Origin of the sequence: Staphylococcus felis (assembly GCF_003012915.1) — a bacterium.
Lineage (GTDB): Bacteria > Bacillota > Bacilli > Staphylococcales > Staphylococcaceae > Staphylococcus > Staphylococcus felis.
In genome coordinates, this window is the sequence record NZ_CP027770.1 from 1767499 (window position 1) to 1789716 (window position 22218).

General features: G+C 35.2%; 18 protein-coding genes. 17 read left to right on the forward strand and 1 reads right to left on the reverse strand.

The window, feature by feature from the left end:
• Positions 1–237 precede the first annotated feature (237 nt).
• Positions 238–462, reverse strand: a complete 225-nt coding sequence (locus C7J90_RS08235; protein WP_103209574.1) for a hypothetical protein — start codon at positions 460–462, stop codon at positions 238–240.
• A gap of 239 nt (positions 463–701) precedes the next feature.
• On the opposite strand from C7J90_RS08235, the gene C7J90_RS08240 reads away from it, so the two are divergent.
• The 17 genes from C7J90_RS08240 (at position 702) to C7J90_RS08320 (ending at position 22218) form a co-directional block, all read left to right on the forward strand.
• On the forward strand, positions 702–1082 hold the full coding sequence (locus C7J90_RS08240) for an ArsR/SmtB family transcription factor (RefSeq protein WP_103209572.1): 381 nt from the start codon (positions 702–704) through the stop codon (positions 1080–1082).
• A complete protein-coding gene (locus C7J90_RS08245) occupies positions 1069–3213 on the forward strand; it encodes a heavy metal translocating P-type ATPase (RefSeq protein WP_103209571.1) in 2145 nt (714 codons plus the stop codon). Before C7J90_RS08240 ends, C7J90_RS08245 begins: the two co-directional genes overlap by 14 nt.
• A gap of 180 nt (positions 3214–3393) precedes the next feature.
• Positions 3394–4212: a TIGR00282 family metallophosphoesterase gene (locus C7J90_RS08250; protein ID WP_103209569.1), complete on the forward strand. Its 819-nt coding sequence runs from the start codon at positions 3394–3396 to the stop codon at positions 4210–4212.
• Between the two features lie 277 nt (positions 4213–4489).
• Entirely contained in the window at positions 4490–6250 is a 1761-nt protein-coding gene (locus tag C7J90_RS08255; RefSeq protein WP_103209567.1) for a 2-oxoacid:acceptor oxidoreductase subunit alpha, read from the forward strand.
• Entirely contained in the window at positions 6251–7117 is an 867-nt protein-coding gene (locus tag C7J90_RS08260) for a 2-oxoacid:ferredoxin oxidoreductase subunit beta (RefSeq protein ID WP_103209566.1), read from the forward strand.
• A gap of 80 nt (positions 7118–7197) precedes the next feature.
• Positions 7198–7488 (forward strand): thiamine-binding protein, encoded by a 291-nt coding sequence (locus C7J90_RS08265; protein ID WP_103209564.1) that lies wholly within the window; start codon positions 7198–7200, stop codon positions 7486–7488.
• Positions 7489–7602: 114 nt separating this feature from the next.
• A complete protein-coding gene (gene miaB / locus C7J90_RS08270) occupies positions 7603–9153 on the forward strand; it encodes a tRNA (N6-isopentenyl adenosine(37)-C2)-methylthiotransferase MiaB (RefSeq protein ID WP_103209279.1) in 1551 nt (516 codons plus the stop codon).
• On the forward strand, positions 9154–9522 hold the full coding sequence (locus C7J90_RS08275; protein WP_103209277.1) for a YlbF/YmcA family competence regulator: 369 nt from the start codon (positions 9154–9156) through the stop codon (positions 9520–9522).
• 5 nt (positions 9523–9527) lie between these two features.
• Positions 9528–10028, forward strand: coding sequence for an energy coupling factor transporter S component ThiW (thiW, locus tag C7J90_RS08280; protein WP_103209275.1), 501 nt, complete (start codon positions 9528–9530; stop codon positions 10026–10028).
• A gap of 206 nt (positions 10029–10234) precedes the next feature.
• A complete protein-coding gene (gene mutS, locus C7J90_RS08285; protein WP_425319624.1) occupies positions 10235–12805 on the forward strand; it encodes a DNA mismatch repair protein MutS in 2571 nt (856 codons plus the stop codon).
• Positions 12806–12817: 12 nt separating this feature from the next.
• Positions 12818–14740 carry a DNA mismatch repair endonuclease MutL gene (mutL, locus tag C7J90_RS08290; protein WP_103209271.1) on the forward strand — a complete coding sequence of 641 codons (1923 nt, stop codon included), beginning with the start codon at positions 12818–12820 and terminating at the stop codon, positions 14738–14740.
• Between the two features lie 32 nt (positions 14741–14772).
• Positions 14773–15306 carry a glycerol-3-phosphate responsive antiterminator gene (locus tag C7J90_RS08295; protein WP_103209269.1) on the forward strand — a complete coding sequence of 178 codons (534 nt, stop codon included), beginning with the start codon at positions 14773–14775 and terminating at the stop codon, positions 15304–15306.
• 22 nt (positions 15307–15328) lie between these two features.
• Positions 15329–16354: a S66 family peptidase gene (locus C7J90_RS08300; RefSeq protein ID WP_103209268.1), complete on the forward strand. Its 1026-nt coding sequence runs from the start codon at positions 15329–15331 to the stop codon at positions 16352–16354.
• A 247-nt stretch (positions 16355–16601) separates the two neighbouring features.
• On the forward strand, positions 16602–17420 hold the full coding sequence (locus C7J90_RS08305) for an MIP/aquaporin family protein (RefSeq protein WP_103209266.1): 819 nt from the start codon (positions 16602–16604) through the stop codon (positions 17418–17420).
• 99 nt (positions 17421–17519) lie between these two features.
• Positions 17520–19022 (forward strand): glycerol kinase GlpK, encoded by a 1503-nt coding sequence (gene glpK, locus C7J90_RS08310; protein ID WP_103209264.1) that lies wholly within the window; start codon positions 17520–17522, stop codon positions 19020–19022.
• 126 nt (positions 19023–19148) lie between these two features.
• Positions 19149–20819 (forward strand): glycerol-3-phosphate dehydrogenase/oxidase, encoded by a 1671-nt coding sequence (locus C7J90_RS08315; protein WP_103209262.1) that lies wholly within the window; start codon positions 19149–19151, stop codon positions 20817–20819.
• A gap of 463 nt (positions 20820–21282) precedes the next feature.
• Positions 21283–22218, forward strand: a complete 936-nt coding sequence (locus C7J90_RS08320; protein ID WP_103209261.1) for an alpha/beta fold hydrolase — start codon at positions 21283–21285, stop codon at positions 22216–22218.

Here is a 22218-nt window from a genome sequence, read left to right on the forward strand (position 1 = left end):
TGGTGAGACTCCTGAGGCTATCCCCTCGGAAAGCGATGTCATATCATACAAAGTTCTATCATAATATCATAAAATGAAGCGCTAAGATGCATTTTTATTGAAAATCATCTTAGCGCTATTTACTTTGGGTATGATGTCCCAGCCTTATATATCGGAAGAGATTGGATAGCATTTATCACTTTTTATAAGAGAAATTTACTGTACCCAAGCCTCTTTCGATAATTGATATAAATCCACTTAGTTGTTATCGCAAAGTCCCAGTCTAGTATCGCGTATTTCTGAAAGTGACTCAGAAGTATCCATTCTGTGTGAAGCAATATTAGAATAACGTTCTGCAATTCGATATGCATTAATATATAACTCAATACTGTCTTTAGCGATATCCTCAGCTGTTTCCTTTTTGGATGGATTCGCACTTACTACAAGTTCAGCAAATTTTTCCGGATTAATGTTAATAGACATAAATTGAATGACAACTCCTAAATGTTTTATTGATTGAAAATAATTTAAAAGTTTTAAAGTCCTAGAAAGAACATTTAAAACTTATTATTTACAAATACCCTATTGTGAGAATATTAATCTTTTATATAAATAATTCTTTTATAAAAATGATAAATGCTCAAATAAGCACTTGAATAACAAAGTGAAAAGTGTTAAGTTTTATTCAAGTATAAATTTGAATGAAAAGAGGCAATGTTCAAATGCGCAAAAATAATATAGAAGTTTGTGAAACTTTTAGTATCAATTCGAAAGCAGTTAACAATGTAAAAAATGAAATCAAAGCATCAAATATTACTGAAGTAAGTCATATGTTGAAAAGTATTGCTGATGAAAATAGAGCAAAAATGACATATGCTTTGTGTATTCATGAAGAATTGTGTGTATGTGATATCGCTGAAATTCTCAATATTACAGTAGCAAACGCGTCGCATCACTTAAGGCTTTTGTATAAGAACGGAATTGTCACTTTCAGAAAAGACGGGAAACGAGCGTTTTATCGTTTATATGATGAACATATTCGTCAAATTATATTGTTATCAATCGAACATAAGAAAGAAGTTGATTACGATGACAAAGATTAAAGAAGTATTTAAAATCGAAGGCCTGTCATGTGCAAATTGTGCAAATAAGTTTGAGAAAAACGTTAAAAAAATAAAAACTGTGGAAGATGCTGTTGTTAATTTTGGTGCATCTAAAATATATGTTGAGGGGCATGTTACAATAGATGAGTTAGAGCATGCAGGTTCGTTTGAAAACCTTTCTATTAAACCAGAACATCATGTTGATCGTTCGAAGGTGGGCGCTCGTAACCCTTCAGAATTAACATTAGTAGGAAAAATCAAATTATTTTATCATAACTATCAAAAAGTTTGTATAGCGACATTATTGTTGGCTTTAGGTTACTTTTCTTATTTTGGGTTAGGTCAATATCATCTAGTGACACTTCTACTCTATCTTTTCTCAATTTTATTAAGTGGACACCAATTAATCATTCAAGGTTTTAAAAATTTAATCCATTTTGAATTTGATATGCAAGCTTTAATGACTATTGCTGTTATTGGAGGGCTATTAATTGGGCAATGGGGAGAAGTGGCTGTTGTTATCATTTTATTTGCGATAAGTGAGGAATTGGAAGCATATGCTATGTCTAAAGCGCGTAAATCGATGGAATCTTTAATGGAAATCGCACCTCAACAAGCGACGGTCATACGTGGCGATCAGAGATTGAATGTAAATGTAGAAGAGGTTAAAGTCAACGAACTTATTTATATCAAACCCGGTCAAAAAATCCCATTAGATGGTAAGATTAAATTTGGAAGTGCTTTTGTGAACGAAGCAGCTGTCACTGGTGAATCCATGCCTGTTCAAAAAAGTGTGGATGAACACGTTTTTGCAGGAACTTTAAATATGGATGGCCTTTTAAAGGTTCAAGTTTCAAAAATATCAAGTGAGACTACAATTGCTAAAATCATTCAATTAGTCGAGAAAGCACAAGTTGAAAAAGCACCACAACAACAATTTATTGAAAAATTTGCTAAATATTATACACCGCTTATTATGTTGATTGCATTAACTGTTGCCATCATGCCGCCTCTCTTTTTTAATGGAAGCTGGGTTGATTGGATTTATCAAGGCCTTTCTGTATTAGTAGTGGGGTGTCCTTGTGCCCTTGTTATTGCGACACCGATTTCAATTGTTTCAAGTATAGGAAATGCTGCTAAAAATGGTGTGCTGATTAAAGGTGGTGTACACCTTGAACAATTAAGCAAAATTCGAGCGATTGCTTTTGACAAAACAGGAACACTGACATTAGGGCAACCTGAAGTAAAGCATTTTGAATACTTAGGCCAGTCTGAAGATCAATATTCACATCTGAGTAATATTGCTTCGATAGAAAATGAATCGCAACATCCTGTAGCAAAAGCACTGTATGATTATTTGACTAAACATTTTAATATGAATATAACAGCAGCACATGCGATTCAATCTATTAATGGTCGTGGTATAAGAGGATTTAATGAAAAAAATAGTTATACGATTGGACATCCACCTTTGTTCGAGAATATAGATAGTCAAATATTAAATCGTATAAGAGAGCTCGAAAACCAAGGTATGACTGTTGTTTTAGCTGCTTGCAATCAAGATGTTTTTGCGTTGTTTGGCATACAAGATCAAGTACGTGAGCAATCGGAAAATACAATATCAGAACTCAAAAAATTAGGCATTCAAAATTTAATTATGCTTACAGGAGATAATGAGTCAAGTGCGAAATCAGTAGGAGATCGATTAGGATTGACGAAAATCAAAGCATCACTATTACCAGAAGACAAACTAAATTTTATTCAAAATTTAGAAAGAAATCATACATCGGTTGCAATGATAGGTGATGGTGTCAATGATGCACCGGCATTAGCTCGAGCTTCTGTTGGCGTTTCAATGGGGGCAGCTAGTACAGATGTGGCTATAGAAACGGCAGATATCGCATTGATGGGTGATGACATATCAAAACTACCTTACGCATACAAATTAAGTCGTTCGACTATGAATGTCGTTAAAACGAATATTATTTTTGCAATTGCTATAAAAGTAATCGCATTATTACTTGTTATTCCGGGATGGTTAACCTTATGGATTGCTATATTCTCAGATATGGGAGCAACACTGATTGTCGCATTAAATGCGATTCGATTACTGTATGTTAAATCAAGCTAATTAATCGCAACTGTTGTTTCATGAAAATGTGAGCTTTTTTAATTGTTTTAGTGCCGGTTTTACATTTAGTGATGATAACCTCAATGATTGACATCATTATTCAAAAAGATACAATGTATTAAAGAACGTCTAGTTTAATTAAGACATAACGACTAGGCATTAGAGAGGACGTAACTGAATATGAGAATTTTATTTATAGGGGATATCGTAGGAAAAGTAGGACGTGAAGCCATAACTGAAATACTACCTAAACTTAAACAACGCTATCGACCGACAGTGACAATCGTCAACGCTGAAAATGCAGCACATGGAAAAGGAATAACAGAAAAAATATATAAGCAGTTATTAAGAGAAGGTGTTGATTTCATTACTATGGGTAATCATACATATGGTCAACGTCAAATTTACGAATTCATTCAAGATGCTAAACGTATGGTAAGGCCAGCAAATTTTCCGGAAGAAGCACCCGGTATAGGTATGCGTATGATTAATCTTAATGATAAAAAACTAGCGATTATTAATTTGCAAGGACGTAGTTTTATGCCTGTTATAGATGATCCATTCAAAAAAGCGGATCAATTGATTCAAGAAGCTCAAAAAGAAACCAACTATATTTTTGTGGATTTTCATGCTGAGACTACATCTGAAAAGAATGCAATGGGTTGGTATCTAGATGGTAGAGTAAGTGCTGTAGTTGGAACACATACACATATACAGACAGCGGATGAACGTATTTTAAACCAAGGAACCGCGTATATTACTGATGTGGGAATGACAGGATATTACGATGGGATTTTAGGAATTAATCGTGATGAGGTCATTACACGTTTTATCACAAGTTTGCCTCAAAGGCACGTTGTACCAGATGAAGGTAGAAGTGTTTTATCAGGCGTAGTTATTGATCTTAAGGAAGATGGAAGTGCTAAGCAAATTGAACGTATTTTAATTAATGATGATCATCCTTTTGAATCGTTTGGATCAAATGCATTTAAAATTTAAATGCAACGTTTCATCTTAAATATATTAACAATAGTGGCTGACTAAAGGTAAAAGAATGATGTATCTGGTTGGTCACTTTTTAATATTAAAAAATACCATTTTTCTAAGCAGTTGTATCATCATTGTTAGCTGTTTAGTCAAAACAAAGCTTATTCAAACGATGATTTTGATATCGTCCATTAGTATGAATTTTGTTATAACCCATTAGATTTTGAGGAAAATCATGGGTTATTTTGTTATGATATTGAGTGAATTAAACGTGTAGGAGGCTAAATCTATGAAATCTCAAGTATCATGGAAAGTCGGTGGGCAACAAGGCGAAGGAATTGAATCAACTGGTGAAATCTTCGCTACTGCTATGAACCGAAAAGGATACTATTTATACGGTTATCGTCATTTTTCAAGCCGTATCAAAGGTGGCCATACTAACAATAAAATCCGTGTATCGACAACGCCTGTCCATGCTATAAGTGATGATTTAGATATACTTGTGGCATTTGATCAAGAAACGATCGAATTGAATTATCACGAAATGCGTGAAGATAGTGTGATTTTAGCTGATAGTAAAGCAAAGCCAGAAAAACCAGAAGACTGTAAAGCGCAACTTGTGAGTGTGCCATTTACTGAAATTGCTAAGGAATTAGGCACAGCACTGATGAAAAATATGGTTGCAATTGGTGCAACAGCGGCATTGATGGATTTAAATACTGAAACATTTAAAATGTTAATTGCTAATATGTTTGAAAAGAAAGGTCAAAAAGTGGTTGACTTAAATATTCAAGCATTAGAAGAAGGGTACCAATCAATGCAATCACAAAGTTCAGACATACAAGGTGATTTTGAACTTGAAGAAGGAAGTGGCTCACCACACCTTTATATGATTGGAAATGATGCTATTGGATTAGGTGCTATTGCTGGCGGTTCAAGATTTATGGCTGCTTATCCTATTACACCGGCTTCAGAAATAATGGAATATATGATTGATAACTTACCTAAAGTAGGTGGAACAGTTATCCAAACAGAAGATGAAATTGCTGCAGCGACGATGGCAATTGGATCAAATTACGCAGGGGTGCGTGCGTTTACTGCTTCTGCTGGACCGGGATTATCGCTAATGATGGAAGCAATTGGATTATCAGGCATGACAGAGACGCCACTTGTCATTATGAATACACAGCGTGGAGGTCCATCAACAGGTCTACCAACAAAGCAAGAGCAATCAGACTTGATGCAAATGATTTATGGGACACATGGTGACATTCCTAAAATAGTAGTTGCACCGACTGATGCGGAGGATGCCTTCTACTTAACAATCGAAGCTTTTAACTTGGCTGAAGAATATCAATGCCCAGTCATCATTTTAAGTGATTTACAACTTTCTTTAGGTAAGCAAACGGTTAAGCAACTAGATTATAGTAAAATTGAAATTAAGCGAGGCGCTACAATCACTGAAGACATTGAACGTGATCCAGATGATAAAAATTATTTCAAGCGTTATGCTTTAACTGAGACAGGTGTCTCACCAAGACCTATTCCTGGTGTCAAAGGTGGCATACATCATGTGACAGGGGTTGAGCATAATGAAGAAGGTAAACCGAGTGAGAATGCTGAAAATCGTCACAACCAAATGAACAAGCGTATGCGCAAAACAGAACGCTTATTAATTGAACAACCTGTAGAAGGCGAATTAAAACATGAGCAAGCGGATATATTATATCTCGGTTTTATCTCAACGAAAGGTGCCATTCAAGAAGGTGTAGAACGATTAGAAAATAAAGGACATAAAGTCAATCATTTACAAATTCGTCAACTTCATCCTTTCCCAAGTCAACTGATTCAAGATGCAGTAGATCAAGCACAAAAAGTAGTCGTAGTAGAGCATAATTACCAAGGACAGCTTGCAAATATTATCAAAATGAATGTGAATTTAGCCGATAAACTTGTTAATCAAGTCAAATACGACGGCACACCATTTTTACCGTTTGAAATAGAAGAAAAAGGTCATGAGATATTAAAAACGTTAAAGGAGAGAGTGTAATTGGCTACATTTAAAGATTTTAGAAATAGTGTCAAACCGAACTGGTGCCCAGGTTGTGGCGACTTTTCAGTTCAAGCAGCTATACAAAAAGCAGCAGCAAATGTTGGACTTGAGCCGGAAGATGTCGCTTTAATTACAGGAATTGGTTGCTCTGGACGACTTTCTGGTTACGTAAACTCTTACGGTGTGCACTCAATTCATGGACGTGCGTTGCCTTTAGCACAAGGTGTCAAGATGGCCAATCGTGATCTAACGGTTATCGCTTCAGGGGGAGATGGAGATGGTTATGCCATTGGTATGGGGCATACCATTCATGCCCTACGCAGAAATATGAACATAACGTATATCGTCATGGATAACCAAATATACGGACTAACTAAAGGTCAAACCTCTCCATCTTCTGCGCCAGGATTTATTACGAAAACAACGCCTAAAGGTAGCATTGAACAAAATGTAGCGCCTTTAGAATTAGCGTTGTCATCAGGTGCAACATTTGTGGCGCAAGGCTTTTCAAGTGATATCAAGGCGCTCACAAAAATGATTGAAGATGCTATTAATCATGATGGTTTTTCATTTGTGAATGTATTTTCACCATGTGTAACTTATAATAAGGTAAATACGTATGATTGGTTCAAAGAGAACTTAACAAGCATTGATGATATTGAAGATTATGATCAAACCAATAAACAAAAAGCGATGCAAACAGTACTTGAATATGAATCGTTATTAAAAGGGATCATTTATCAAGATACCACAACACCTTCATATGAATCACAAATAAGCGAATTAGGTGAAACACCACTAGCACATCAAGATATCAAGTTAGATCAAGCACAATTCGAGTCGCTTACAAAACAATTTGTCTAATATTCAGAGGGCTTATTTTCAGTTATACTATAATTGAAAATAAGCTTTTTATATTTTGTAATACATTGGAGGGATAAATGATGATCGATACATTAATGAGCATTCAAATCATACCTGAAACACCCAATGGAGAAGATGTCATTCCGTATGTAGATGAAGCGATTTCGATTATTGGACAGTCAGGGCTCAATTATAGAGTAGGTCCATTGGAAACAACGGTTGAAGGAGAAATGAGTGAATTATTAATATTAATTCAAAAGTTAAATGAGCGAATGGTTGAATTAGAAGTGCCAAGTGTTATCAGTCAAGTTAAATTCTATCATGTTCCAGAAGGGATTAGCATTGAAACATTGACTTATAAATATGATTAAATTTGAAATATAAAACTTTAAATTCACACCAACCATTGAATTTCGCTTCTTTGCACTTTTGTACATTTTTTAATATAATGAACTAATGATATATGGGCAGAAAGGGTTTTGTATGTGAATGAAGAACAAAGAAAAGCTGGGACGATAGATGTTTTAGCTAATCGTAAAGATAAAGATGAAAAAGATTATAGTAAATATTTTGATTTTGAACACGTTTATCAGCCCCCAAGTCTAAAAGAAGCCAAAAAACGTGGTAAAGAAACTGTTGAATACAATAGAGATTTTCAAATAGACGAAAAATATCGTGGTATGGGAAAAGGTCGTACATTTTTAATTAAAACATATGGATGTCAGATGAATGCACATGATACAGAAGTCATGGCAGGTATTTTTACTGCATTAGGATACACACCAACAGAAGACATCAATGTTGCTGATGTTATCTTATTAAATACATGTGCGATTCGAGAAAATGCTGAAAATAAAGTTTTTGGTGAAATCGGTAATCTCAAACACATTAAACAAGAACGCCCTGATTGTTTAATAGGTGTTTGTGGATGTATGTCACAAGAAGAATCAGTTGTCAACAAAATTTTAAAGTCTTATCAAAATGTTGATATGATTTTTGGAACGCATAATATTCACCGTTTGCCACAAATTTTAGAAGAAGCATATTTATCAAAAGCAATGGTCGTCGAAGTTTGGTCTAAAGAAGGAGACGTCATTGAGAATTTACCAAAAGTACGAGACGGTCAAATCAAAGCATGGGTTAATATTATGTACGGTTGTGATAAATTTTGTACATACTGTATCGTACCGTTTACACGTGGTAAAGAGCGTAGTCGTCGCCCACAAGATATTATTGATGAAGTACGTGAACTTGCACGAAAAGGTTACCAAGAAATCACATTGTTAGGACAGAATGTTAACGCTTATGGTAAAGACTTAGAAGACATTGAGTACGGTTTAGGAGATTTATTAGAAGATATCTCAAAAATTGATATTCCACGCGTTCGATTTACGACGAGTCATCCATGGGACTTTACAGACAGAATGATTGAAGTCATTGCAAATGGCGGAAATATTGTGCCGCATATTCACTTGCCAGTACAATCAGGTAACAATCAAGTACTTAAAATTATGGGGCGTAAATATTCTCGTGAAAGTTACCTAGATCTTGTTTCTCGCATTAAAGCGGCTATACCTGATGTTGCACTGACAACTGATATTATTGTAGGCTATCCGAATGAAACAGAAGAACAATTTGAAGAAACACTCTCATTATATGAAGAAGTCGGATTTGAACATGCTTATACTTACATTTATTCTCAACGTGACGGCACACCAGCTGCTAAAATGAAAGATAATGTACCTACAAAAGTGAAAAAAGAACGCCTTCAACGTTTGAACCAATTAGTAGCACAGTATTCTTCTGAAGCATTAAAGGCTTATGAAGGTGAAACAGTACGTGTGTTATGTGAAGGTGCTAGTAAAAAAGACGATGAGGTACTTGCGGGGTATACTGAAAAGAATAAATTAGTTAATTTCCGTGCACCGCATGAAGTGATTGGTCAAATTGTCGATGTAAAGATTACTGAAGCGAAACAATTCTCGTTAAATGGTGAGTTTGTTGGCGTTAGTGAATCATTAATGGTGACAAAATAAATGACTTATACACGTGAAGATATTTTGAGTGCGACATCTAAATTAGCAAAGCATATACAAGATTTGGATACTGTCAAAACATATCAGAGAATTGAAGAACAAATTCATCAAAATAAAAAAATATCAAACTATATGAATACACTCAAACAATCACAAAAGCAATCGGTCAATTTTCAAAATTATAATAAACCCAATGCTTATAAGCGTTCTGAAGCAACAATTGAGACAATCCGAAATCAAATTGATGATATTCCTATCGTGACACAGTTTCGTAAATCACAGGAAGAAACAAATGATTTCTTGCAATTGGTAATAGAAACTATGTCCAAAAGACTTCAGGAAAATATTCGTGTTGAAGAGAAGGAGTGATAATGATGAATAGACGTAAATTAACATTGACGGCTTTATTTATTGCGTTTAACGTTGTTTTAAGTACGGTTATTATCATTCCTTTTGGACCCGTCAAAGCGGCGCCAGTTCAACATTTTATCAATGTTTTAAGTATTGTATTATTAGGACCGTGGTTCGGACTTGCTCAGGCTTTTTTATCCTCATTCATTCGCGTGATGTTCGGAACAGGATCAATATTTGCATTTCCAGGGAGCATGATTGGCGTATTAGTCGGGAGCTTGTTCTATTATGTCAACAGACATTTATTTGTTGCGGCAATCGGTGAAGTTGTTGGTACAGGTATCATTGGGAGTTTGGTATGTATCCCTATCGCTTGGTTATTACAACTGAATGATTTTTTAATCAAGCCGTTAATGACCGTATTTATCGTTTCAAGTTTTATAGGTGCTACAGTAAGCTATTTGTTACTTATTTTGCTCAAAAAGCGTGGCATCATTGATAGAATCAATTCAAAAACAAAGTGATTCTTAACATATTAGACGGGGCTGAAAGTTTTCATGTTTTATGACGCTTTCAGCCTTTATTTATACATATACTAAAAAGCTTTCATTTTCTAAGTATACAATGTTATAAGCAACCATTCGTTGTAACTTAGAAATTTTGTTAAAATAGATACATTCAAAAAGAGAATGAGAAGGATTGTGAGAAAATGTCAAATGTAACGCCAATGATGAAACAATATCTCAATATTAAAGCATGTCATGAAGATGCTTTATTGTTTTTTAGATTAGGAGATTTTTATGAATTATTTTTTGATGATGCCATCACCGCTTCTCGTGTTTTAGAAATTACTTTGACTAAGCGAGATGCTAAGAAAGAAAAACCTATTCCAATGGCAGGAGTGCCATATCATTCTGCTGATCGATACATTGAAACATTAATTCAAAATGGCTATAAAGTAGCGATATGCGAACAAATGGAAGACCCTAGACAGGTCAAAGGTATGGTTAAAAGGGAAGTTGTACGTATTGTGACACCTGGCACAGTCATGGATAAAGGCGGTGTAGATGATAGTCAAAACAACTATATTTTAAGTTTTATTCAAGATGATACATATGCATTAAGTTATTGTGATATATCTACTGGTGAACTTAAAGTCACGCATTTTGATGATGAAAGCACCTTAATCAATGAAATAACAACAATCAAACCAAATGAAATTGTTGTGAATCAACCACTAACTGACTCCCTAAAGCGCCAACTCAATATGATAACGGAAACAATAACTGTAAAATCTGACATCTCGAATGAAAGTTATTCAGTCAATGCTGTCTCAGATTCATTAATGTATCGAGCAGTTCAAATTTTATTAGATTATGTTTTTGAAACACAAAAAAGAGACTTATCTCATATTGAAAAGGTTCAAGTATATGAAGCGTTAAACTATATGAAGATGGATTTTTATGCCAAACGTAATCTTGAATTAACTGAAAGTATCAGGTTAAAGTCAAAAAAAGGCACATTACTTTGGTTAATGGATCAAACGAAAACACCTATGGGTGCAAGACGTCTGAAACAGTGGATAGATCGTCCTCTAATTCAACAATCAGAAATCACAAAGCGTCACGATGCGGTAGATCAATTTTTGCAGTATTTTATTGAACGAGATACATTAAGAGATTATTTAACAGAAGTTTATGATATCGAACGTCTTGTTGGTCGTGTGAGCTACGGTAATGTGAATGCCAAAGACTTAGTGCAACTTAAACATTCGATTGCACAGATACCATCTATCAAATCATTGCTCCAATCGATTGCACACGATGCTATCGCGCATTTTAACGCGCTAGAACCATTGGATGACTTATTAGATGTTTTGCAAAATAGTCTCGTTGATGAACCCCCACTGTCTGTTAAGGAAGGTGGATTATTCAAATCAGGATTTAATCAAAAACTCGATGAATATTTAGATGCCTCAAAAAATGGGAAACAGTGGCTCGCTGAATTACAAGCTAAAGAACGAGAAAGAACGGGAATTAAATCTTTAAAAATTAGCTTTAACAAAGTTTTTGGTTACTACATTGAAATCACAAGAGCCAATCTAGCCCAATTTGATGCAGATGCTTATGGATATGAACGAAAACAAACATTATCCAATTCTGAACGTTTTATTACGGATGAGTTAAAAGAGAAAGAGGCTATCATTTTAGGTGCTGAAGATAACGCTATTGAATTAGAATATCAATTGTTCACTGAATTGCGAGAGTACGTCAAAACATTCACAGTAAGGTTACAAAAACAGGCAAAAATGATATCAGAGCTAGATTGCTTACAAAGTTTTGCTGAAATTGCACAACGATATAATTATGTACGTCCTTTATTTAGTCAAGATAAAACGCTAGAGCTCATTGATTCACGTCATCCAGTCGTTGAGAGAGTAATGGATTACAATGATTATGTACCAAACGATTGCCATTTAAATGAAAATACGTCTATATATTTAATTACAGGGCCTAATATGTCCGGTAAATCAACATACATGAGACAAGTGGCAATTATTAGTATTATGGCTCAAATGGGAGCTTTCGTACCTTGTCAATCAGCGACATTACCCATTTTTGATCAAATTTTCACACGTATCGGTGCTGCGGATGATCTCGTATCTGGAAAAAGTACATTTATGGTTGAAATGCTTGAAGCTCAAAAGGCGCTTAAATATGCTACGCAGGATAGTTTAATTATATTTGATGAGATTGGACGCGGTACATCGACGTATGATGGATTGGCATTAGCACAAGCGATGATTGAATATGTCGCGAGTACTTCACAAGCGAAAACGCTGTTCTCAACACACTATCATGAGTTGACTGAACTTGAACAGTCAGTGGATACACTTAAAAATGTTCATGTTGCTGCGGATGAACATCAAGGCGAACTTATCTTTTTGCATAAAGTGAAAGAAGGAGCAGTCGCGCATAGTTATGGGATTCAAGTTGCAAAGTTAGCAGATTTACCAGATGAAGTCATTGAAAGGGCACAAGTGATACTCAATGATTTTGAAATGAATCACGGCACACAACCTACATCAAACCCTATGAGTAACGCGCCATCAGAAAAAGTAATCAGTACTTCAGATCCATTCTCTAAAGCGAACGACTTTGAACAAACAACATTAGATTTATTTAGTCATGATGTCAAACAGAGTGAGATTGAAATTGAAATTAAGCATATGAATCTTTCTCAAATGACACCAATTGAAGCCTTAGTTAAGCTAAGTGAACTACAAAAAAGATTACAATAGAAGGTGATGACAGTGGGAAAAATCAGAGAATTAAAAACGTCATTAGCAAATAAGATTGCAGCAGGTGAAGTGGTTGAGCGTCCAAGTTCAGTTGTAAAAGAATTGCTGGAAAACAGTATTGACGCTGGAGCAACAGAAATTAACATCGAAACCTATGAATCGGGTGTCCGTTCTATTCGAATTGTAGATAACGGCTCTGGCATATTAAAAGAAGATTTAGGTCTCGTATTTCATCGTCATGCTACGAGTAAATTAAAAGAAGATGAAGATTTGTTTCATATTCGCACATTAGGCTTTCGTGGTGAAGCATTGGCAAGTATCGCATCAGTCGCCAAAGTGACATTGCAAACATCTCCAGACGGCATTAATGGATATGAAGTGTACGCTGAAAATGGTGAAATTTTGTCAGAGAAACCAGCTAAAGCGAGACAAGGGACTGATATCAAAGTAGAGTCATTATTTTATAATACGCCTGCACGCTTAAAATACATCAAAAGTTTATATACAGAGTTAGGTAAAATTACGGATATTGTAAATAGAATGGCTATGAGTCATCCACACATTCGTATATCCTTAACAAATGACGATAAAGGTATTTTGCGTACAAACGGCTCTGGACGAACGAATGAAGTGATGGCTGAAATTTATGGTATGAAAGTTGCTAAGGATTTAGTTCATATAAAAGGTGATACAAGTGACTATCATATCGAAGGTTTCGTCGCTAAGCCTGAACATACGCGTAGTAATCGCCATTATATTTCACTGTTTATCAATGGTCGCTATATTAAAAACTTTCTTTTAAATAAGGCTGTTGTTGAAGGATATCATACATTGTTAATGATTGGGCGATTCCCTATTGTATATTTAAATATTGAAATGGATCCCATATTAGTCGATGTTAATGTACATCCAACTAAGTTAGAAGTGCGTTTATCAAAAGAGGATCAGCTTTATCAGCTCATTGTTGAAAAAATCAGAGAGGCTTTTAAAGATAAGGTGCTCATTCCTCAAAATGACTTCAAAAATAAATATCAGCCACAAAAAGTACTCGAACAATTTGAGCAACAAAAGATGCGTTTTGATGCACAACAACGTCAAGAACAGCAAGATCCTGTTTCGGATAGTCATAGCGTTCAATCAGCTCAAGTAAATGAACCATCGCATCATTACACTTCAAATGATGACAGTGTTACTAATACCACAGCCGATAATGCATATGTAGACGCTCAACGTGAAATATTAGAGGAAATGTCTAATGATAGTATTGACGCGTCAGTTCTATCAGAGAACGCGATAGATCAACAAGCCTCCTTGTCTGAAGAAGTCACAGAGACAAATACAACAGCTCAACGTCGTATACCTTATATGGAAGTGGTAGGTCAAGTACATGGGACGTATATTGTCGCTCAAAATGAAGAGGGGATGTACCTTATTGATCAACATGCCGCGCAAGAAAGAATAAAATATGAATACTTTAGAGATAAAATAGGAGAAGTGGAAAACGAAAATCAAAGTTTATTAATCCCTTTAACTTTTAATTTCTCTAAAGATGAATATTATATTATCGAACAATATAAAGAGGAACTCAGCAAAGCAGGTATTTTTCTAGAACCATTTGGTGCACATGACTATATAGTCAGCAGTTATCCAGTCTGGTTTCCGAAAGAGGAAGTTGAAGAAATTATTAAAGACTTAATTGAATATGTACTTGAACATAAAAAGGTAAATATCGCTAAGTTTAGAGAAGAAGCAGCCATCATGATGAGTTGTAAAAAGTCTATTAAAGCCAACCATTATTTAAAGCATCACGAAATGGCTGATTTAATTAATCAACTCAGTAAAATGTCAGATCCATTCACTTGTCCTCATGGAAGACCTATCATTATTAACTTTACCAATTATGAAATTGAACGTTTGTTTAAACGTATCCAATAGTCAAAGCGCTATTATTTTAAAAGGAGATTAAAATGAAACCGTACATTTTACCAGCGATTCGTTCAATGAAAGATTTAGAAAAGCTCACTAAAACTGATTATGAAACTTGTGTTTTGTTGGATACGCACATAGGTCATTTAAGGTCAATGATGCATTTTATGAAACAAAATCAATTGCAGCCCTTTGTCCATATCGATTTGATTAAAGGAATGAGCCATGATGAGTTTGCAGCAGAATATATTATTCAGACATATAAACCTAAAGGTGTCGTATCAACTAAAACAAAAATCATCAAAAAAGCCAAAGCGTTAGGTGTGATTACAATCTTTAGGGTATTTATTATAGACAGCCATGCACTTGAACGAAGTATCGAATTGATTGAACGTATTCAACCAGACTATGTTGAAGTATTACCTGGTATTGCAGATAAAGTAATCCACCAGATTCATGCTAAAACAGGGGTATCTGTCATTGCAGGGGGATTAATTGAAACTGCTGAAGAAGTACAACATGCCATTGACAATGGCGCAACGTATATTACAACAAGCGTGCGTCAATTGTGGTAAATATTTGAGGGAGGTGACTAAAATGAATTTGCCTTTGCACTTAAAACAAGGAGACCTTATTGCCATTGTTGCTCCGTCATCGGGATTAGCCGGTGAAAAAGATGTGAGATGGCGTTCGAAGATTGGGATTAATAATTTAAAAAAGTTAGGATATCGCGTAAAAGTGATGCCTAATGCATTAAAAGATAAAGAATGGAATTACCATCATCCTAAGGCGCGTGCTAGAGAACTTACAGACGCTTTCTTAGATCCAGAAGTCAAAGCTATATTATGTACAATTGGTGGCAATGAATCAGCGCGTATTATACCATATCTGAATGAGACAACAATTCGAGAAAACCCCAAAATTTTTATAGGCTATTCCGATATCACTGCACTTCATCTTTATTTCAATACCCTTGGACTTGTCACATTTTATGGACCTGCTTTATTAACTGATTTTGCTGAGAATGTAGCGCTTGATCGATATACACTTGATTATTTGTTTCGATTAATAGGTGATGTTCGTGCATTGGGATATATTGAGACATCACCATACACCCGTCGTTTTGGACTGAGATGGGAAGAATCTTTAAAAGATATAGAACGTGAAAAAACGCTCAATTCAAATTACGTTTTGATACAAGGTAATCAACCCGCATCAGGGCCTCTTATTGGGGGATGTTTTGAATCATTGGACAAGTTACGAGGAACACCTTATTTTCCAGATATCAACGAATTTAATGATAAGATACTTTTTATTGAAACGTCAGAAGTAATTACAGAGCCATGGTCTTTTGAGGAAACAATGCGTTCATTTGGTTATATGGGCATTTTTCATAGAATAAACGGCATGGTTATAGGACGACCACAAAATGGAACGTATCAAAGAGAATATCATATGAGTATTGTGAAAATTTTAAAGGAATTTGACTTAGAGACTATGCCGGTTATCGGTAACGCCAGTTTTGGACATAATGAGCCCAAATGTACATTACCGTATGGGATTAAAGCTAAAATTTCAATAGCACCAGTAGCCCTTTATATTGAAGAACCTGCAGTAAAATAAAAGTGATATTTATAATATGGCATAATCATAAGTTCTATTTAGAATATGAGTCAGTTTGATAAAATAAAAAAGTAATTAATGAAAACGTTTTTTGAAATGAAGGTAATATATTGACAACGTTTTCAGTCGAGTGTAATATAAAAAACAAGTTAATAGTAGACGAGAGAATGGGAGACTTCTACACGTATTATTTTTCGAATTTTAATGCGTTTATGGGGTCTCTTTTTTACTAAAGGGAGGAATGTTAATGAATGTCTATTTAGCTGAATTTTTTGGTACTGCGCTTTTATTGCTTATGGGTGGTGGCGTTGTAGCAAATGTAAATTTGAAGAAAACATATGCCAATGGTGCTGATTGGATTGTAATAGCAATCGGTTGGGGATTGGCTGTTACACTAGGTGTGTATGCTGTAGGACAATTTTCAGGCGCGCATTTAAATCCGGCAGTTACATTTTCATTTGCGATCAATGGTGATTTTCCATGGAATCAAGTTCCTGGTTATATTATTGCGCAAATATTAGGTGGTATTGTGGGTGGTGTACTCACATGGCTCATGTACTTACCACATTGGCGTGAAACTGAAGATAAAGGTGCTAAATTAGCTATTTTTTCTACTGGACCGGCACTCAAAAACTATACTGCAAACTTTATCTCTGAAATTATCGGAACAGCTGTATTAACGGCAGGTTTATTATTTATTGGTTCAAATAAATTTACTGATGGACTTAATCCACTCATAGTAGGTGCTTTAATTGTTGCTATTGGTTTAAGTTTAGGTGGGACAACGGGTTATGCTATCAACCCTGCTCGTGATTTAGGTCCACGTATCGCACATGCTATTTTACCTATTCCGGGTAAAGGACCAAGCGGATGGTCATATGCTATAGTGCCTATTTTAGGTCCTCTGGTAGGTGGTATGATTGGTACAGTTCTATATCGTCTTGTTTTTAAAGGGACATTCGATATTTGGACAATTGCAACTATTATTGTAACGATTTTAACGTTACTGTTTGGTATGATAATGAACCGAAAATCAAAAAACGGGGATATTGCAAAAATCTTTTAATGTGATAAATGAAAAAAGATTAATCGATATACATTATGGGTAGAGTTAAGCACTATTTAAGAAACGAGACAACAAGGAATTGAGAGGAGAATTTTAATTATGGGAAAATACATTTTATCTATTGACCAAGGTACAACAAGTTCCAGAGCCATTTTATTTAATGAAGATGGAACAATAGAAGGTGTGGCTCAACGTGAATTTCAACAATATTTTCCAAAAGCAGGTTGGGTAGAGCATGATGCAAATGAAATTTGGACATCAGTTTTATCAGTAATCGCTTCAGTTTTAAATGAAAATAATGTATCAGCGTCTCAAATTGCAGGGATTGGTATTACAAACCAACGTGAAACAACTGTATTATGGGATAAAAACACAGGGCGTCCAATTTACCATGCAATTGTTTGGCAGTCACGACAAACGCAACAAATTTGCGACGCATTAAAAGCAGCAGGACATGAAAAAACGTTCCACCAAAAAACAGGTTTATTATTAGATCCATATTTTGCAGGTACAAAAGTAAAGTGGATTTTAGATGAAGTGGAAGGCGCGCGTGAAAAAGCTGAAAAAGGAGATATCCTTTTCGGTACTATTGATTCATGGCTCGTATGGAAATTATCAGGCGGAAAAGCGCATATTACTGATTATAGTAATGCTAGCCGTACGTTGATGTACAATATTCATGATCTTGAATGGGACAAAGAATTACTAGAGTTATTAGATGTACCTGAAGCAATCTTGCCAGAAGTAAGACCATCAAGTGAAATATACTGTCATACTGTAGACTATCACTTCTTTGGTCAAGAGGTACCTATTGCTGGTGTTGCCGGAGACCAACAAGCAGCATTGTTTGGTCAAGCATGCTTTGAACGTGGAGACGTGAAAAACACATATGGTACAGGTGGATTTATGTTAATGAATACAGGTGAGGAAGCTGTAACTTCTGAAAATGGTTTATTAACGACAATTGCCTATGGTATTGATGGCAAAGTACTTTATGCATTAGAAGGTTCTATTTTTGTATCGGGTTCAGCTATTCAGTGGTTACGTGATGGCATGCGTATGATTAACTCAGCGCCGCAATCAGAAGACTATGCTAAAAGAGTGGACTCAACTGAAGGTGTCTATGTAGTGCCAGCATTTGTAGGATTAGGAACACCTTATTGGGACTCTGATGCAAGAGGAGCAATATTTGGCTTAACACGTGGTACAGAAAAAGAGCATTTTATTCGAGCGACTTTAGAGTCTTTATGTTATCAAACGCGTGATGTATTAGAAGCAATGGAACAAGATTCAGGTATTAAAGTTAACAATTTACGTGTAGATGGTGGAGCAGTTAAAAACAACTTCTTAATGCAGTTTCAAGCAGATTTAGTTGATATCACTGTAGAACGCCCAGAAATTAATGAAACGACAGCGTTAGGTGCTGCATATTTAGCAGGTATCGCAATTGGTTTCTGGAAAGATAAATCAGACATCCAGAAAAATTGGAAGTTAGAAAAGTCATTTGACCCAGATATGACGGATGACGAAAGAACTAAATTATACAAAGGCTGGAAAAAGGCAGTAGAAGCAACACAAGTTTTCAAGTTAGACGAAGCATAAGTGGTGTGGTATACTGAAATTAAGTTAATAAAACCACTCGAGATCATGGGAGACTTGTTCATACCAACTTTTATAAGTTTGTGGGCGTAGTCTCTCATTTTTTAATATTAGGAGGCTGATGATTGAATGAGTTTATCAACTTTAAAACGTAATTCAGTAAAAGAAAAAATGCAACAAGGTGAATATGATGTTGTGATTGTCGGAGGCGGTATTACTGGGGCGGGTATCGCACTTGATGCATCTGCACGTGGCATGAAAGTTGCTTTAGTGGAAATGCAAGACTTTGCACAAGGAACAAGTTCACGTTCGACTAAACTTGTGCACGGTGGTTTACGTTACTTGAAACAATTTCAAGTAGGTGTTGTGGCTGAAACAGGTAAAGAACGTGCTATCGTATATGAAAATGGACCACATGTTACGACACCAGAATGGATGTTACTACCAATGCACAAAGGTGGAACGTTTGGCAAGTTCTCTACATCAATCGGTTTAGCAATGTATGACCGACTTGCAGGTGTCAAAAAATCTGAACGTAAAAAAATGTTAAGTAAAAAAGAAACAACTGCAAAAGAACCACTTGTAAAACAAGACGGATTAAAAGGTGGCGGTTACTATGTAGAATACCGTACTGATGATGCACGTTTAACGATTGAAGTCATGAAAAAAGCAGCTGATCAAGGTGCAGATATTATCAATTATGCAAAAGTCACTAACTTTTTATACGATGGTAAATCAAAAGTCAACGGTGTCTCTGTTATTGATCGCTTAGGTAATGAGCAATTCGAAATCCGTGCTAAAAAAGTCATCAATGCTTCAGGCCCATGGGTAGATGAAGTGCGCAGTGCAGATTATTCTAAAAATAACAAGCAATTACGTTTAACTAAAGGGGTTCATGTCGTTATTGATCAATCTAAATTCCCGTTACGACAAGCAGTCTATTTTGATACTAAAGATGATGGTCGTATGATTTTTGCTATACCAAGAGAAGGTAAAGCATATGTTGGAACGACAGATACATTTTATAATAATGAAAAATCAACACCATTAGTAAACCAAGAAGATCGTGATTATCTTATTGACGCAATTAATTATATGTTCCCGACTGTCAATGTTACAGATAGTGATATTGAGTCTACTTGGGCTGGTGTTCGTCCATTAATCCTTGAAGAGGGAAAAGATCCATCTGAAATCTCAAGAAAAGATGAAGTTTGGGAAGGAAAATCAGGTCTACTTACTATTGCAGGTGGTAAGTTAACAGGTTATCGTCATATGGCGTTAGAAATTGTAAACTTAGTAGAAAAACGTTTAAAACAAGAATACAAACTTAAATTTAAAGAAGTTGACACTAAACATATCCCAATTTCTGGTGGTGATGTAGGCGGTAGCGCAAACTTCGAAAACTTTGTAAATCAAAAAGTGAAAGAAGCAAAATCATTAAATATTGATGAGAAATTAGCACATTATTTAGCTAATCGTTATGGTTCAAACGTAGACAAATTATTTGAAATAGCACAAGCTGCTAAACATCAAAATACTGGATTGCCAACAGACGTATACATTGAGCTCGTATATGGCGTTCAAAATGAATTAGTCATTAAACCTACTGATTTCTTTATTAGACGAACAGGTGCCCTTTATTTTGATATTGATTATGTGTTGAAATATAAAGACACAGTTTCTGAAGTACTGGCTGATTTGATTGGCTATGATGAGCATACGAAAGATGCTTATAAAGCAGAACTTGAAAAAGCAATTCAAGAAGCTAGACATGGGCAACATCAACCAGCAGAAGCATAAAAGTAAAGTTAAACGATAGTCTATAAAAGAATCTGATATATATCAGTAATTGAAAAACTTCGAGGTTTTCGGTAAGTATTTACGAAAAATCTCGAAGTTTTTCCTTTAGCTAGATGATTAATTAAATGATACGAAAAGGTCTTATTTTTTTATGTATAATAGTAACATGCATAAATGAAGTTATATCATACTAAGTTTTATCAAAAAAGGAAGCGCTAGACGCATTTTTATTAAAAATCATCTTAGCGCTATTTATTTTGGGATTGATGCCTTAGTCTCTTTTTATCCTCAAAGGTGCCTATATGTTGTTTTTAATTGCTCAACTGTTAATGTAAAGGAGTAATGAATTGAAATGGTATCCTAACTGTTAAATATATTGCTTAACTGTTAATGAATTGTATGTGTGTAGATTACTGACATGTGGTAAAGTTAAATTAAATTGTTTCAAGGAAGGTGTGTCGCAATGGGAAAGAGTGAAATCGTGAAAATGGCTGTATCAGATGGAACAATGCTTGAAACGCGTGTTAATCAAGCACATTATGAAGCAGTAGGAATTATACATATTTTTCACGGTATGGCAGAACATATGGATCGTTATGATCAGCTTGCGGAAGCACTGGTCAATCAAGGTTATCATGTGGTACGTCACAATCATAGAGGGCATGGTAAAGAAATTGATACAATACGTGGTCACTTTGACTCGATTGTTCAAGTCGTTCAAGATGCCTATGAAATTCAAGACACTTATCATTCTCAACTGGGTAAGCATTTACCTTATATCATTTTAGGGCATTCAATGGGGTCAATCATTGCACGACATTATTTGCAAAGGCATTCTGATAAAGTAGAAGGTGTTATTTTATCAGGCACAGGCATATACCCAATTTGGAAAGGTTATCCTACATTATTTTTACTTAAAATAATCACGTTATTATTTGGTAAAAAGCGTAAACTCAAATGGCTAAATCAATTGATGATTGGGCAGTTTAATAAGTCTTTTAAACCGCTACGTACACAAAGTGATTGGATTAGTTCTGTTGAAGAACAAGTTGATGCATACGTCAATGATCCATATTCTGGGTTTCTCGTGTCTAATCAACTTATCTATACAGTCACGCAATCAATGATACAAACAGCACGTATCCAAAATATCAAATCTATTCATCCAAGTGTGCCGATTTTGTTAGTAGCAGGTAAAGAAGACGCTTTTGGTCATAATGGAAAAGGAGTACGTCAGCTCGGTCAAAAATTCAAGCAAGGTGGTATTCATCATATCACAGTGCAACTATACGCATATAAAAGACATGAAATTTTATTTGAAAAAGATTATGAGTATGTATGGAAACATATGTTAGACTGGATAAGTCGTCAAATTATAACAAAAAATAAAAGTGAGTGA